Annotated in this window: 13 protein-coding genes; 10 read left to right on the forward strand and 3 right to left on the reverse strand. The window is 58.8% G+C overall.

Features of this window, described 5'->3' with window-relative positions; genetic code table 11:
* Window positions 1-4: 4 nt before the first annotated feature.
* Complete coding sequence (locus tag PPRO_RS20990) at window positions 5-151, reverse strand: hypothetical protein (protein ID WP_232286646.1); 147 nt, start codon at window positions 149-151, stop codon at window positions 5-7.
* A gap of 276 nt (window positions 152-427) precedes the next feature.
* Between PPRO_RS20990 and PPRO_RS13235 the strand changes: the two genes are divergently transcribed.
* From PPRO_RS13235 to PPRO_RS13245, 3 genes are all read left to right on the forward strand, one after another.
* Window positions 428-1,165, forward strand: coding sequence for a substrate-binding domain-containing protein (locus PPRO_RS13235; RefSeq protein ID WP_011736532.1), 738 nt, complete (start codon window positions 428-430; stop codon window positions 1,163-1,165).
* A gap of 168 nt (window positions 1,166-1,333) precedes the next feature.
* Window positions 1,334-3,790, forward strand: coding sequence for a methyl-accepting chemotaxis protein (locus PPRO_RS13240; protein ID WP_011736533.1), 2,457 nt, complete (start codon window positions 1,334-1,336; stop codon window positions 3,788-3,790).
* A 106-nt stretch (window positions 3,791-3,896) separates the two neighbouring features.
* Window positions 3,897-4,088 (forward strand): hypothetical protein, encoded by a 192-nt coding sequence (locus PPRO_RS13245; protein ID WP_041532325.1) that lies wholly within the window; start codon window positions 3,897-3,899, stop codon window positions 4,086-4,088.
* Between the two features lie 18 nt (window positions 4,089-4,106).
* On the opposite strand, the gene PPRO_RS13250 is transcribed toward PPRO_RS13245, so the two are convergent.
* Complete coding sequence (locus PPRO_RS13250; RefSeq protein WP_011736535.1) at window positions 4,107-4,499, reverse strand: STAS domain-containing protein; 393 nt, start codon at window positions 4,497-4,499, stop codon at window positions 4,107-4,109.
* 41 nt (window positions 4,500-4,540) lie between these two features.
* The gene (locus tag PPRO_RS13255) at window positions 4,541-4,729 is read right to left on the reverse strand and encodes a hypothetical protein (protein ID WP_041532326.1); all 189 of its coding nucleotides are present in this window, start codon (window positions 4,727-4,729) and stop codon (window positions 4,541-4,543) included.
* Between the two features lie 148 nt (window positions 4,730-4,877).
* Between PPRO_RS13255 and PPRO_RS21690 the strand changes: the two genes are divergently transcribed.
* The 7 genes from PPRO_RS21690 (at window position 4,878) to PPRO_RS13295 (ending at window position 14,291) form a co-directional block, all read left to right on the forward strand.
* Complete coding sequence (locus PPRO_RS21690) at window positions 4,878-5,012, forward strand: hypothetical protein (protein WP_269634975.1); 135 nt, start codon at window positions 4,878-4,880, stop codon at window positions 5,010-5,012.
* A gap of 623 nt (window positions 5,013-5,635) precedes the next feature.
* Window positions 5,636-6,169: a Fis family transcriptional regulator gene (locus PPRO_RS13270; RefSeq protein WP_011736537.1), complete on the forward strand. Its 534-nt coding sequence runs from the start codon at window positions 5,636-5,638 to the stop codon at window positions 6,167-6,169.
* A 145-nt stretch (window positions 6,170-6,314) separates the two neighbouring features.
* A complete protein-coding gene (locus PPRO_RS13275; RefSeq protein ID WP_011733975.1) occupies window positions 6,315-7,673 on the forward strand; it encodes an IS1182 family transposase in 1,359 nt (452 codons plus the stop codon).
* 111 nt (window positions 7,674-7,784) lie between these two features.
* On the forward strand, window positions 7,785-9,302 hold the full coding sequence (locus PPRO_RS19635) for a sensor domain-containing diguanylate cyclase (protein WP_011736538.1): 1,518 nt from the start codon (window positions 7,785-7,787) through the stop codon (window positions 9,300-9,302).
* A 347-nt stretch (window positions 9,303-9,649) separates the two neighbouring features.
* Window positions 9,650-12,118 (forward strand): hypothetical protein, encoded by a 2,469-nt coding sequence (locus tag PPRO_RS13285; protein WP_011736539.1) that lies wholly within the window; start codon window positions 9,650-9,652, stop codon window positions 12,116-12,118.
* Complete coding sequence (locus PPRO_RS13290; RefSeq protein ID WP_011736540.1) at window positions 12,090-13,079, forward strand: phosphatidylserine decarboxylase; 990 nt, start codon at window positions 12,090-12,092, stop codon at window positions 13,077-13,079. Before PPRO_RS13285 ends, PPRO_RS13290 begins: the two co-directional genes overlap by 29 nt.
* Before the next feature lie 159 nt (window positions 13,080-13,238).
* Window positions 13,239-14,291 (forward strand): prolipoprotein diacylglyceryl transferase family protein, encoded by a 1,053-nt coding sequence (locus PPRO_RS13295; protein WP_011736541.1) that lies wholly within the window; start codon window positions 13,239-13,241, stop codon window positions 14,289-14,291.
* Window positions 14,292-14,297 lie beyond the last annotated feature (6 nt).

The following is a 14,297-nucleotide window of genomic DNA, read 5'->3' on the forward strand; positions in this document are numbered from 1 at the left end:
ACACTTAAACCCTCACCCACAGGTTGGCCCCCTCCACCTCCAGCCCCCGGAATGCATAGCGCGACCGAAAGCGTCCGATATCCTCATTCCATGAATGAGCGAAGAGCTCGCGCTGCAATTCTTCCCATGAAGCAACGATAACCGTTTCCATCAGCCCCCTTCTCCTTTCCTCCGCAGCACAAGGCCAGAGCCCACCTTTTTCTGCTTCGTGTATAGCACAGCACTGTCACGAAAGAGCTACAGCCGGGAGAATTTCCCGCTACAACTACGCACAAAAAATGAAACAATATCGTAACTTTACCTTTAAACACCGGTATGGTACTCGATAACAGAACCTCGCCATCATGGAGAACGAATCCAATCCATCGACGCGATGTTTACCGGCATCAACACCCACCACACACGATAGAGTTTCCAAGGAGGAACGATGAAGAAAACGGCACTGTTGACCATGGCACTCGTGGCATCCCTCAGCCTGAACGCAGCGGCGGAAACGATCAGGCTGAACGGCTCTTCCACCGTAACCAAGGCGGTAATGGCGAAGATCCAGGAGCCATTCAAGAGGGCGACCGGTATCGACCTGGCCATTACCGGAAACGGCTCGGGCAACGGCGCCAAAGACCTGCTGGACGGCACATGCGATGCTGCCATGGCTTCGGAATCAATCACCGACCTGGCGCTAAAGCTCCCTGCCCTCTCCGCGCCAGACATCAGAACGTTCGTGGTTGCTGAAGATGAAATCAAGGTCTTCGTCAACAGGGGAAACCCGGTGAACAGGCTCTCCAGAGAACAGATCAAGGGACTGCATACCGGAACGATCAAGAACTGGAAAGAGGTGGGCGGCCCGGACATGGAAGTCATCGTCGTGACCTCCCATAAAAACTCCGGCAACCGCGCGGCATTCCGCAGTATCGCCATGGATGGCGAGCCGTACACGAACGACGCCATCGAGGAGGCAACGGACATCGCCGAGATCAAGGAGGTGGCCACCATGAAGGAAGCCATATCAGCCATAGGTGTGGCATTCCTCGACGACAGCGTAAAGGTCGTGGAAGCCCCCAGGATGGCCCGCCAGCTCCTGCTCATCACCAAGGGCGAGCCGGGACCATCGGTCACAAAGCTCCTGGCGTTCATCAACAATGAGGGCTCCCGCTACATCAAATAGGGACGCTTCCCCCACACCACCATTGCACAGCGCTCCGAAGCCATCCTGTCCGGCGCGGCATCCCCTCGCACCGCGAGCGGAACTTTTCCGACAAATCACTGAAATACGACAGAGGCGGGGAAAGACCTCCCCGCCTTTCCAGACCTACTCCATTGCCCAGGAATATCCATGACCATACGAACCAAGCTCACCCTGAACGTGACGGTCGTCGTTGCCATAGTTGCCATCTACGCTGCCGTCAGCATCATCGGCCTCGGCCTGATTCGCGGGAAGGTCGGCTATCTGCTGCAGAACAGCACGCCATTCCAGATCAGAACCACCGAACTGCAGCGGGCGCTCCAGGCCAGTGTCGCCGACCTGGTAAAGGTAAGCGCATCATCCTCTTCCGATGAATTCGCACGCTTCAAAGGCCTCTCATCCCAATCGCTGAACGAGGTACTCAGCGCGGAAGAGGCGCTCTCTGCACTTTCCGGAAAGAAGCGCGGACTCTCTACGGAGCTGAACCACATGTCCGACCAGGTTAGGGGCATCACGGAGAAACGCCTGCGGGCGGAAAGGGATGTAACGGAATCCCACAGGGTGATCACCGAGCGCAGCAGAGAGATGGCAGCAGGGTTGCGCGAACTGGCCCGTCGTGTCACGGCACTCCAGTCATCGTATTCACGGGTGTTCGTGAACGCCTTCGGCTCCTCCAAGAGCAACAACAGCAGGCTCAGGGAGATGGAAAACCTGAAATCATCCCTGGAACAGTTGCAGACCTATCTCCTCACCGTCCAGACGGCAAAGGAGAAACGGCAGCTGACAATTCTGAAGAGCAGGCTGAACGGTATTGTGGACAATTTTCTCGATAACCGGCTGGTGAAGGAATCGGCTGAGCTGACCTCGGCGGGAAGAGGCATCAAACAGAAACTGCCCAGCCTGCTGGATGCCCATGCCACCGTGCTTGCCAGACAGGATGAGGCCAGCCGTCAGCAGTACGACACGTTACTGGTGGAACTGAAGGATCGCACCATCGGCACACTGCTCCTGAACTTCGACCTGGCGGTCTCATCCGCCTCCAAAGAGGCCAGCTCCGCCAATCACCGCCAGGACAGCGCATTCTCCCAGTCCGCGGCATCCGTGGACATCCTCGCCAACAACAGCGCCCTGTCTGCGGCAGGACTCTCCATCGACGGCCTGGCCTCCCGCCTCTTCACCGCGTCGTCCCCAGAGGAGGTGGACCGGATCGAGGCGGAGATACGCTCCCTCCTCGGCCAGGTCTCCCAGCACCGGAGAGCCCTGGAACAGGGATTGGGCAAGATAGGCGCCAGGGCTGAGATCAGTCTGCTCCATCGCGCGTCATCTTCGCTCCAGAACATGCGCGACCTCCTGATTAGGCAGGAGGGGGTGATAGCCAAGGTGCGGCTGCAGCTGGAGATGAAGCAGAGCGCCCTGCAGGTCAACGACAGACTGCGCGACATGGTCATCGGCTATGCGACCGATGGCAGGGAAACGGTGCTGGCGGCCCACAGGGAGCAGGAAAAGGCCGGCAGGGACGTGAACGCCATCCTGCGGCTGAGCATCCTGATGAACGTCGTCGTCGGAGCAGTGGTAATCATCATCAGCAGCATCTCGGGAGTCGCCCTCTACCGGACAATCGTGAAACCGGTCACCTCGGCCAGCAACGCCCTGGAAAACGCCGAAAAGAGCAACGACCTCCGGGCACGCTTTACCGCGGCGCGCGAGGACGAAATCGGCGTCATGTGCAGGGCATACAACAGCTTCATGGAACGGGTGCATGGTGCTGTCTGCCAGATCTCCGATTTCACCGGCCATGTGGATTCAGCCTCGGATGCGCTCTTCCGCTCATCCCGCTCCATGGCCGGACAGGCCAAGACCCAGGCCGAGCAGGCAACCGCCATAGCCACGGCAGCGGAACAGATGTCCGCCACCAGCAACGACATGGCGCAGAACACCCAATCCGCGGCTGATTTCGCCCAAGGGCTTAAAGAGACGGCGCTCCAGGGAAATGACGTCGTACAACAGGCGATCGCAGGCATCACGACCGTTACCCTTTCCATCGGGGAGGTGACCAGGGCGATGGAGCGCCTGACGCTGAGTTCGGAAAAAATCGGAGACATCGTATCGGTGATTGAGGAGATAGCCGACCAGACCAATCTGCTGGCGCTGAACGCAGCCATCGAGGCGGCACGGGCGGGGGAGCATGGGAGGGGGTTCGCGGTGGTTGCCAGCGAGGTCAAGAAACTGGCCACGAAAACCGGGGACTCCACGCGGGAAATCGCCGACATGGTTCTCGCCATGCAGGCCGAGACAGCACAGGTGGGCCTTTCCATGGAGAGGAGCGCCGCCGACGTAGATTCGGGAGTGGTACTCACCAACCGGGCGGGAGAGGCTTTGATGAAGATTGTCGGGCAGGTGGAAAAGGTCACCGAAATGATCGGCATGATGGCCAGCGCATCCCGGGAACAGTCATTAACGGCCACAACCATCACAACCACCATAAGCCACATATCCAGCGCCGTCGTGGAATCAGCCTCTTCCCTGACGCACAATTCAGCGGCAGCGGAGCGGTTATCGGGACTGGCGGCCCAACTTCAGACCCAGGTCGCGGGCTTCAGGCTCTAGACGGCTGCCCCCAGCCGCTCCAGCGCGCATTCCTGGCGATTCACGCACCCCACCCCGAAAACATTTTCTCCTGGGGGATATACTGTGAATATGAGGAGGGATCACCATGAAATGGATTCGCCCGAGAGTATGGAGATGGACTGAAATAGCCCAACTCAAATGGAGCGCCATTCTGTTTGGAGTGGTGGTGGGAGGTTATTTTGCCGAGTTCGTAAAGCAGTATGCACTTGCGCTGATCCTGCTGGCAGCCCTGCTGGCCGTCAGGCCTTTGGTGTACTTTTTCAAGGACAGCGAGTAACATCCTCTCCCGGAAGCACTATCGGCAACATGAAGGAGAAACTCTCTCTTCGCCAAGGGGCGAGAAATATGCCAGGATTTCGTCCTTGGGCATTTCCCTCGCGGGTTCAGCGTAAAAATCCGCGAAACACCTCTCAAGCCCCAGGCGTTGTATGGTCTCCAGCATACCTGCGGGCAAATTGCTCAACTCAGGTTTCAGACCATGAAGTCGAGCACACTGCATCCAGACATGGAGCACCTGCAGCCCCTCCCTATCGATACTGCCGATCCCCGCGCAGTCAATGCTGTAACGCTCGGCTCCTCCGGACCCCAACTGCCGCAACGCAGACAATAACTCAATCTGCCGAATCACGCTGGAGAGATCCCAATGCCCCCACAGCGTCACCCTTGTTCTACCGTCATAGCTCACCATATGCGTTACCTCTCTTTACCTCCTGCCACCGGGTGACTCCGTCAGGCGTCGCCCGCGGCAAACAGCCATTCCGATTTTGCATCCCTGTCAGGAGAGATGACACCACGACGTCTGGATGATCTCATTTCCTGAAGGAGGCTGTGGATAGTTGCGAGTTGGAGGCTAATCCGCGCAAAGATCTCCTTCATGGTCTGTTTTCCCTGAATGTTTTCGTCGTTGCGCTGTTTCATACCAGAACTCCTCTTTATGCATGTGATGACAGAGTATAACCGGATGAGTACATCGTTACAGAAACACCACATCCAGTTCTCCCCAGAATGCTGCACGGCAATTAATAGCAAAAGTTTTTTTCACGAGAGTTACAGGCATGGGAAAACCATGAAAAAACTGCTCGCAAACACCGCGCACCACGACAGCAAAGAACACCATAGTAAGCCACATTTGAAATACGACCCGGCCCTAAATCCGGCACCAGCACCGGATTTAGGGCCGCTTTTCAGCACCTTATCGTAAAGGTTCGATTTATGGTGTTCAACCTCAACGCCGTAACGAATCCATGTCCCCGCTGGCACACACCAGCCACTCCTCCCGAATCGAGGCAGGACACGACCTCCTGGATACCGGCCAGATCCATGTTTTCTCCGTTGCCCCCCTGCCCCCCCAACAAACGTCATTGACCAGCCTCATGATTGCCTCCCCTGGCCCCTGGTGGGCTTTACATGCGGCGTTCCGATCCTTCGAGCGCTTATACATCCGGGGTCTTTCCTTTTTCCTGCAAAACCGGGAATGCTCGCAAAAACAGTTGCCTTCAATGCGGCCATCAGCACCCCCTGTTTAATGAAAGTTTCCCTTTTGCGCCACTTCAACTCCTGTTACAATCATCCACCTGCCGCCGCAGTTTTTGTGTCTATGGATCGCTTGCCTGTCCTGCCACACCGGGTATAACCGCGTTCGGTTGACTTTTTTTCGGCAACTGAATTGCGAGACCTCTCTGAAAGAGGGGCACCTCGCCTCCCGTTTCACCCCCTGCAGGGGGCGGCTTCACATAAAGGCATTGTTCCTGGTCATCAGGAAGCCTCGGGGCGTCGTGTTCGCTCCACGGGGAGACGGAAAGCTCCGAGAAGGGAGGAATGTTCATGAAATTCCAGAAAAAACTGCTGCTCGCGTTCCTGTTCCTGGTGGCAATCACGTTTTGCGTGAACTATTTCAGCTTCGATCCCGTTATACGATCCTTCTTTGTTGCGGAAAGCACGGAAGAGTATCTGAAGCAGGCCAAGGTAGCGCGATTGCTGATCATGGCGAGCGATTCAAAGGGTGCCGCCCCCCAGGTGATTGCGATGAAGATCGGGAAAGAACTGAATGCACGCGTAACTATCGTCGACCAGCGGGGAGTCGTGATGGGAGATTCCAGCCTGAAGGAGACCGAACTGGGGCGGCTTGACAATCACCTGCAGCGACCGGAGATCCAGGATGCCTTGCGTCGCGGAAGCGGCCATGCCGTACGTTATTCCGATACGCTCAAGACGCCGATGGTGTACGCGGCAGTGTCTTTCGATGGCGGTGTCTCTTCTGGTGTCGTGCGGGTGTCACGTCCGCTCACCCATGTGTCCGCCCGCATGGCCAAGCTGCATATGATGGCAGGGAGAGCCCTAGGAGTCTGTCGGGCTTAACGCATTCAGCCGTCATCTCCAGGGCGTTTTCAATTGGTTAACCTGCTGTATTTATTGAATAAGTCGTCAGCTTTAGCTTGCGTTTTCTTGGTGTATCCCGTATATTTGTCCGGTAATATCAACTGGTTAGGTATCGGGGTTGACTATGAAATCAAAGTTTATTGAAGTTGACCGGGAAACACCCTATCTGCTCCCGCCATCGCTGCAGGATTGGCTACCAGAAAAGCACTTGGCCCGGTTTGTGGTCGAAATTGTCGAACAGCTCGACCTGCGCTCTTTGAAAGCTACCTATGCCGGCCGAGGCTCGCAGCCCTATAACCCTGAGATGCTGGTAGCATTGTTGTTTTACGGTTATGCGACAGGCGTATTCTCCAGCCGGAAGCTTGAGCGCAGCACCTACGACTCCGTGGCATTCCGGTTCATAGCGGCAAACAGTCATCCTGACCACGATACCATTGCCACCTTCCGCCGGCGTTTTCTGCCGCAACTGAACAAGCTGTTTGCCCAGATTCTGCTGATCGCTCATCAGATGGAGGTGCTGAAACTGGGCAACGTTAGTTTGGATGGCAGCAAAATCAAGGCGAACGCCTCCAAGCACAAGGCGCTGAGCTATGAGCATGCCTGCAAGCTTGAAGAGCAGATCAAGGCTGAGGTTGGCGAACTGCTCAAAAAGGCCGAGGCAGCGGACCGTGCCGATATTCCGGACGGCATGAACATCCCCGAAGAACTGGAACGTCGGGAAAAGCGTCTTTCCGCCATTGCCGCAGCCAAGGTCGAGATCGAAAAACGAGCCGCTGAGCGCCATGCTCGTGAACAGGCCGCTTATGAGAAGAAAGTCGCCGAACGGGCCAAGAAGGAGCAGGCAACGGGCAAGAAGGCCAAGGGGAAAGAGCCGAAACCGCCCAAATCCGGCCCCACTGCCAAAGATCAGGTCAATCTGACCGATGAAGAGTCGCGGATCATGCCGACCTCCGGTGGCGGATTCGAGCAGACTTACAACGCCCAGGCCGGTGTGGATACAGCATCAAAGCTCATCGTTTCGGCCCATGTTACCCAGAATCCCAATGACAAACAGGAGCTGACACCGACCCTGGAGAACCTGGCGGCGCTGCCTGAGAAGCTTGGCAAGGCAACCGATCTGGTAGCTGACAGTGGCTACTTCAGCGAAACCAATGTAACTGCCTGTGAGGAGAACGGGATAACTCCCTACATTGCCGTAGACCGGCAGAGTCACAACGTGCCACTGATGGAGCGCTTTGCCGAACCGCCGCCGTTACCCGAAGATGCCGATTCCGTGGCCAGAATGAAGCATCGCCTGAAGACACCTTCCGGCAAGGCGATCTACGCCCAGCGAAAAGTCACCTCGGAACCGGTCTTCGGCATCATCAAGGCGGTCATGGGATTCAGAAGCTTTCTTCTTCGTGGCTTTGAAGCAGTAAAAGGCGAATGGAACCTCGTCTGCATGGCCTACAACATCAAACGGCTGCATGTCTTGGCCGGATAGAATGAGAAATAGCGAAAATCAGCCTGTAATAACCGCAGTCATCGCTGAAAGGGCTGAATTAACCAGGTTGCCGGTGGGAAGACGAACACATACGGAACTTTTTTAATCGGCTTGGCCACAAAAGAGGGCGCCCCTGAGGTCAAGCCCGACAGACTCCTAGTGCTGACCATGCTGATGGCTCTCGTTCTCAGCTTCGTCATTTCCCGGATTATCTCCCGTCCCCTGGTTGAGATGGCCGATTTCGCCACCAGTGTCACCAGCCAGGAGCAGTATCGGCACATTTCGATCAAATCAGGGGACGAAATCGGCGCCCTGGCAGGCGCCCTGAACAGCATGGGCGATCGCATCACGTCCCAGATACAGGAACTGGAATCGGAAAAAAGCCGACTGGACACCATCCTGAGGGGAATGGGCGAAGGGGTCATGGTGGTGCTGACCAACGGCACGATTACCCTGGTCAATCCCCCCTTCCAGAGCCTCTTCTCCTTCAGGGGGGATGAGGAGGGAAAGAATATCCGCGAGACCCTGAATATTCCGGAGATGATCGCCACCTTTGACGAGGTGCGGGAACAGGGAAAAGAGCTGGTCAGAGAATTCCAGATTCAGGATGCCGGCACCACCCTGCTGACCCACTGGGTTCCCCTGAAGGTCAATGAGGGGGACGAAGGGGTCGTCGTAGTCTTCCATGACATAACCGAGCGCAAGCATTACGAGGAAGCCCTGGCCAGGTCCGAAGATCGATTCCGCAGCGTCGTGGAATGTTCCCTGACCGGGATGCATTTCATCTCTCTCGAAGCAGACGGCCGTCTGCTACTGACCGGAGCAAACCCAGCGGCGGACAGCATCCTGGGGATCTCCCATTGGCCCCTTGTGGGCAGTGACGTGGAAGAAGCTTTCCCCGAGTTGAAAGACCATTTTCTGCTGGACCTCTACCGCAGGGTAGCCGCCGGCGAGCTCGGGCCCCAGTCCCTCGAACATGAACGGAGACTTGAGAGCAAAACCAAACATTATGACCTACGCGTCTTCCGCACCGGTCCCGGCACCATATCCGTGGAATTCGCCGATATCACCGAACGCACGCGTATGCAGGAGGAGCTCCGCGAGGCTTCGGAGCGGGACCCGCTGACCTCACTGTACAACAGGAGAAAGTTGTATCAGCTACTGACAGTGGAGTTGACGAGAACCAGGCGGCACGGTCATCCCCTGACCCTGATGCTGCTGGATATCGATCACTTCAAGAGGATCAACGACACCTTCGGCCACGACAGCGGCGATCTGGTTCTGACACAGGTGGCGGAGCTGATCTCGGCCATACTCAGGTCGACGGATATCCTCGCCCGCTACGGCGGCGAGGAATTTGTGATCGCCTGTCCGGAGACAGACATGGATGGCGCTGCGGTGCTTGCGGAGAAGATTCGCTCTTCCATCGCGATGTTCAGCTTCCCAACGGTTGGAGCGGTTACGATTAGTGTTGGGATTTCACTGTTGGAGAGCAAAGACGACATCAACGCGCTGATCAAGCGCGCCGACACAGCACTCTATGCGGCCAAAGAGATGGGCAGGAACAGGGTGGTGCGGTCAACAGAGGACGGCTGCCCGAATCCTTCTTCTGACGCATGCAATCCGTAACGAGACAGAATTACATCGTCCGGTGTTAGCCGCCCCCAGCTCCACAACTTCGTTTCGCTCCTCTTCGGCCAACAAATGCCCCCTGAACCACGTCACAAGGGATTCTCTGGGCTGATTTTGCGTTTTTCCCAGCCTGCCCCATGCATTTCACCTGCCCTACGCCTCACAGCCGCTGCCGTCACAGTTCCCTCTCGCATTTCACAAACAAGTAACCCGATGACCACATGGCTGTCATGGGAGCGGCGTACTATTCGTGCCGATGGATGCCACGGGAGGCTGCTGGCGCGTTAGTTCCGCCGTTGCACCCCGGCACGCCCCACTCCCCACACCAGCACCCGGAGGTCCCCATGAGAAAGCGGAACCAGGTTGTTCTGACCGCGGTGAGAAAAGAGCACGGCACGGCCTCGGCCACGCCGACGGAAAACATCCCCCGGGTTCTGGAACGGGTGGGAGTCTGTTTTGACACCAGGGATAGTTTCCTGAGCACCCTGCCCTTCTCCATGAACGACGTGACGGCCGGATCGGAAAACGAGCTCCAGGCGGTTGTCGCCGGAAGCCGGGAACGGGTTGACCTGCCGCTGGTCATCGAGGAGTCCAACTACTTCACCAACATGATCCGCCGCGCCGAGGCGGGCGAGTCTCCCCGGCGAGTGGTGACCGATCTGGAACAGTATCTGGCGGAGAATCCGTCCGGAATCTGGGAGAATAGCTGGGTACGCTTCCCCCGCAGCCGCCTCTCCCCCTTTGCCCTGGAGGTTCTGGAACGGGATCTCTTGGCAGACAAGCGGGATCCCGCACGCGGACAGCGCAGTGACGCAGGTCGCTTTGTCCGCCAGGAGGCCTCCGCTGACGAGATGCTACGCGTTCCCATCAGCTACCTGATCAAGCTGGCCCTGGCAGACCTGATCGGGAGTCAGCCGCGGCTTCCCGAGATTGTCAGGCAGACCGGAATCCGACTGCTGGAGCACTACCTGAACGACAACACATCTCCGGAAACCTTTTCCTTCAACGTGGTTCCCCTGCGGCCGTCTCTGGGAATGGGACGGGCCATCGCCCGGGAGAGCGGCATCCGCTTTTTGATGAGCCAGTTTCTGATCGGCTACGCCAATCGGGTGTTCGGCCTGGAAGAGCAGGGCCAGACCGCCATGACCTATTTTGCTCCCCACCCCCCGGTGCGGCAAAAGGAACTGAACGATCTCGTCTCCGATTCCTTCTACCGCGACCTTTTCATGAGCCCCTGCCTTTCCGGCTGGGACCGGGGCGAGGAAAAGCACCGCTACATGCAGCTCTGCCACCAGGTACTTTCCCGCAGCCAGCTCAATGCAGTGGCCAAGCTGCGCGACGCAGGCATCATCACCAACAACCTGGTGGTGCTGCCCAATCTGTCCAACATAAGTCTCGCCAACAACGGCACCCACATCAGCCTCGGCAGCCGGCGCATCGGGGCGGCCATGGCCGACGCCGGCAGCGGCTTCAATGCCCTGCATGAAAAGAGGCTGGGCGACCTGGCCATCAAGATCAGCGAGCACTTCCTGCCCCTGTTCGTGGGAACCTACAGCGCGGCACCCTACCGGCTGGCGTTCAGCGATTTCCACCCCGAGCGGGCCATGGGCTTCCTGCCCCACGAACTGGATTACACCCACCTGCGCATGCTCTGGAGGCGCTGGCGCACGAAGGCCGACCTGTCCGTCTTCGGCCAGCCCATGACCCCCTTCGGCCCCGAACGCATCGACCGGCTGATCAGCTCCCTGTTCGGTCTGCGGGGAGACTTCGTGCCCGACTACCGTCTGATCGATTACCTGGCCTGCCTGCTCTCCACCGAGCGCAGCCCGGCGCTCAACGGCCAGCCGGGCAGCCATGACCGGCTGCGCCGCGACCTGGCCGACATGGGGGTCTTCGACGAACAGATGTCGGTCTACCTGCTCTGCAAGCTGCGCGAATACGGCAAGATGGGTTTTTCCGGCTTCGAGGGACGTTATTACAGCCTGTTCGAAACCTTCGACACGGACATGGGACGGGCCACCGACCTGCAGAACCTGGTCACGGTCCTGGCCTACCTGTTCATTGCCGAGGGGGTGGATCATGGCCATATTCCGGACACTCCCCCTGTGGAGAGCGAACGGCGACAGATCTTCTTCGGCGCGGCCATCGGCATCCCCACCTTCTTTGTTCGCCGGGACACCCCCAACCAGTTCCTGAAAAAGATTCTCAGCAGAACCGAGCGGACCCGCCCCAGCCGGCGCTATCCCGGCTATCTGCGAGTTTACAACCGCGAATACTGTCTGGCACTGCTGCGACTGATCAGGGATGAGGGCGCCGGCCTGGTGGAGCTACTGGGTCTGGCCGCCACCCTGGACGACCTGGAGGAGCGGCTGCATGATCCGCGCCACTCGGCCCTGGGACGCCTGACCAACGGCATCCTGGGGGAACTGAACGCCACTTCCCCCCTGGAGGCGGACTCACGTGACTTCAACTGCGCCGCCGAGCGCTACTACCGCACCACACTGCGCCGGCGTCACATGGCCGAGGCCTATGGCTTCCTGGAAGATTCCTGCCGGCTGATGGAACTGGATGCGGCCCGGGGGGACAGTGGGCTGCGTCAGGCATTGGGAACGATTCTCGGGGAACGACCGAGCGGAGACCTGCTCCGCCGGGCACGGAGGGAGCTCCTGGAGGAACAGGGAGACACCGCCACGCTCATCCAGGCCATGAATCTGCTGCTGTTAAGCGTATTTCACGACGAGCGGCGCTTCGCCGCCCATACCACCACAAGGAGCGACTCCATCAATGCAGCACCAGTACATCGAGCGGGATAGCGGCCAGATCGTCACGGAACGACTCCTGGCCGACGACATGATCAGGCTGCTCTACCACGGTGTGCGGGAGAACAGCGGCCGCCTCTTCGATCTGCTGATCAGCAGCCGTGCCTCACAGATCCTGGGAATGATCCAGTTCGACCGTCCGGTCCTGTCCCCCCGGACCTTGGCGGCCCGCTATGGCATCGATACCGATGAATTGCTGGAGCCTGCGGAGAAGCTTAATACCCTGCGCAAGCTGTTCGAACGCAGGATCAGATACGAAGCGTGCCGTCCCATGCCGGATGAGCGGGGAGCCGTCGTTTCGCCGGCCGACGCAAGGATCGTGATCGGCTCCCTGCGAGAAACGTCGCTGATCTTCCTCAAGGACAAGTTCTTTGGCTACGAGGAACTACTGGGGAGACAGAAAACGGATTGGGTCGGCGGATTCGAGAACGGCGATTTCGCGGTCTTCCGCCTGACCCCTGACAAGTACCACTACAACCACGCCCCCGTAGCGGGACGGGTGCTGGATTTCTACACCATCGACGGCGACTACCACTCCTGCAACCCCTCGGCCGTGGTCTGCATGGCCACCCCTTTTTCAAAGAACCGCAGGGTGGTGACCATCATCGACACGGATGTTCCCAACGGCACCAGCACGGGGCTGGTGGCAATGGTTGAAGTCGTGGCGCTGATGATCGGCGACATCGTTCAGGCCTACAGCAGCAGGGGGTATGAGTCGCCCCATTCCATGGAAATCGGCATGTTCGTCGAGAAGGGGCAGCCCAAGAGCCTCTACCGGCCGGGGAGCAGCACCGATATCCTGCTGTTCCAGCCGGGACGGATCAGGTTCTGCGAGGACCTGCTGTCGAACATGCGCCGCAGCGGGGTGTCGAGCCGCTTCAGCAGGGGCTTCGGGGCGCCGCTGGTGGAGACCGATATCAGGGTCAGGTCTTTGATCGGCCAGGCGGTGAATTGATGCTGAATTCATCAGTAGGGAACTACCTGCGTTCGCGCGGACGGGCTCTCTTCGATAGTCCCCGACTGCCGTTTCCTGGATGACACGAAAAGGGAGCGCGCACCAGCCCGATGCACCCCTTGTTGCCTCACAAAGACAGAGGAGAGGAGGAAAATATCAATGAATGAAGCGCTTCTGCTGGGGGGCGTCTCGGTGCTGCTGGTTGTGTACCTGAGGTGGGGGTTCGCGGTGCTGCCGCGGGAGGGGTGGCAGATTATCGCCGCCCTGCCCAGCGGGAAAAGCGGTCCCCACCACTGGCAGGGAACGAACCTGACCTGGTACGGCATTCTGACCGCCAACGCCTATCTGGTGGCCGTGACCGTATTCCTGGCGCTGATGGGGGCCAGGGGGATTCCGGCCGGCACCTCGCTGCTGCTGGCCCTGGCGCTCCTGTGCATCTGCGTGCCGGCCTCGCGCCTGGTGGCCCGCGTGGTGGAGAAGAAGAAACACACCTTCACGGTGGGGGGAGCGGTGTTTGTCGGCATCCTGGCGGCTCCCCCCCTGGTGTGGTTCTACAACCGGGCCGCTGCCGAAGCCGGTGCAACGACCATTCCGGTGATGGCCGCCTGCGCAGCCATGGCGACCGCCTATTGCTTCGGCGAGGGACTGGGGCGGCTTGCCTGCATCAGCTTCGGCTGCTGCTACGGCAAACCGCTTTCGGCCTGTTCCGGCTGGTTGCGCCGTCTGTTCAGCGGGCGATGTTTCGTCTTTTTCGGGGACACCAGGAAAATCGCCTATGCCGGGGGCCTGGAGGCAACTGAGGTCATCCCGGTCCAGGCCCTGACCGCCATACTGTTCAACGTCTGCGGACTTGCGTGCGGCGCGCTCTTCCTGGCCGGGCATTTCCGTGCCTCGTTCCTGACCGCCATCCTGACTACCCAACTCTGGCGCAGCCTGTCTGAGAACCTGAGGGCCGACTATCGTGGAGAGGGGAGTCTCTCCGCCTATCAGATCATGGGAATGCTGGCATCGGTATATGCCCTGGTGACGGCCCTCATCATGGGCGACGACGGGGGCGCGCTTCCCCACCTGCTCCGCGGACTGGCCTTGCTCTGGAGCCCACGGCAGATACTGTTCCTCCAGTGCGTCTGGCTGGTGATCTTCGTGTATACCGGCCGCAGCACGGTTACCGGATCAACCATCAGCTTTCATGTCCATCGGGACAGAATCTAAAGGAGA

The sequence above is a fragment of the Pelobacter propionicus DSM 2379 genome (assembly GCF_000015045.1).
In the GTDB taxonomy this organism is placed as follows: domain Bacteria; phylum Desulfobacterota; class Desulfuromonadia; order Geobacterales; family Pseudopelobacteraceae; genus Pseudopelobacter; species Pseudopelobacter propionicus.

What these genes read in the sequence shown, in the direction of transcription:
- PPRO_RS13295 (WP_011736541.1), top strand. Translation starts at nt 13,239, where the DNA reads ATGAATGAAGCGCTTCTGCTGGGGGGCGTCTCGGTGCTGCTGGTTGTG.
- PPRO_RS13235 (WP_011736532.1), top strand. Translation starts at nt 428, where the DNA reads ATGAAGAAAACGGCACTGTTGACCATGGCACTCGTGGCATCCCTCAGC.
- PPRO_RS21690 (WP_269634975.1), top strand. Translation starts at nt 4,878, where the DNA reads ATGAAAAAACTGCTCGCAAACACCGCGCACCACGACAGCAAAGAACAC.
- PPRO_RS13290 (WP_011736540.1), top strand. Translation starts at nt 12,090, where the DNA reads ATGCAGCACCAGTACATCGAGCGGGATAGCGGCCAGATCGTCACGGAA.
- PPRO_RS13275 (WP_011733975.1), top strand. Translation starts at nt 6,315, where the DNA reads ATGAAATCAAAGTTTATTGAAGTTGACCGGGAAACACCCTATCTGCTC.
- PPRO_RS13270 (WP_011736537.1), top strand. Translation starts at nt 5,636, where the DNA reads ATGAAATTCCAGAAAAAACTGCTGCTCGCGTTCCTGTTCCTGGTGGCA.
- PPRO_RS13285 (WP_011736539.1), top strand. Translation starts at nt 9,650, where the DNA reads ATGAGAAAGCGGAACCAGGTTGTTCTGACCGCGGTGAGAAAAGAGCAC.
- PPRO_RS13255 (WP_041532326.1), bottom strand. Translation starts at nt 4,729, where the DNA reads ATGAAACAGCGCAACGACGAAAACATTCAGGGAAAACAGACCATGAAG.
- PPRO_RS13245 (WP_041532325.1), top strand. Translation starts at nt 3,897, where the DNA reads ATGAAATGGATTCGCCCGAGAGTATGGAGATGGACTGAAATAGCCCAA.
- PPRO_RS13240 (WP_011736533.1), top strand. Translation starts at nt 1,334, where the DNA reads ATGACCATACGAACCAAGCTCACCCTGAACGTGACGGTCGTCGTTGCC.
- PPRO_RS13250 (WP_011736535.1), bottom strand. Translation starts at nt 4,499, where the DNA reads ATGGTGAGCTATGACGGTAGAACAAGGGTGACGCTGTGGGGGCATTGG.
- PPRO_RS20990 (WP_232286646.1), bottom strand. Translation starts at nt 151, where the DNA reads ATGGAAACGGTTATCGTTGCTTCATGGGAAGAATTGCAGCGCGAGCTC.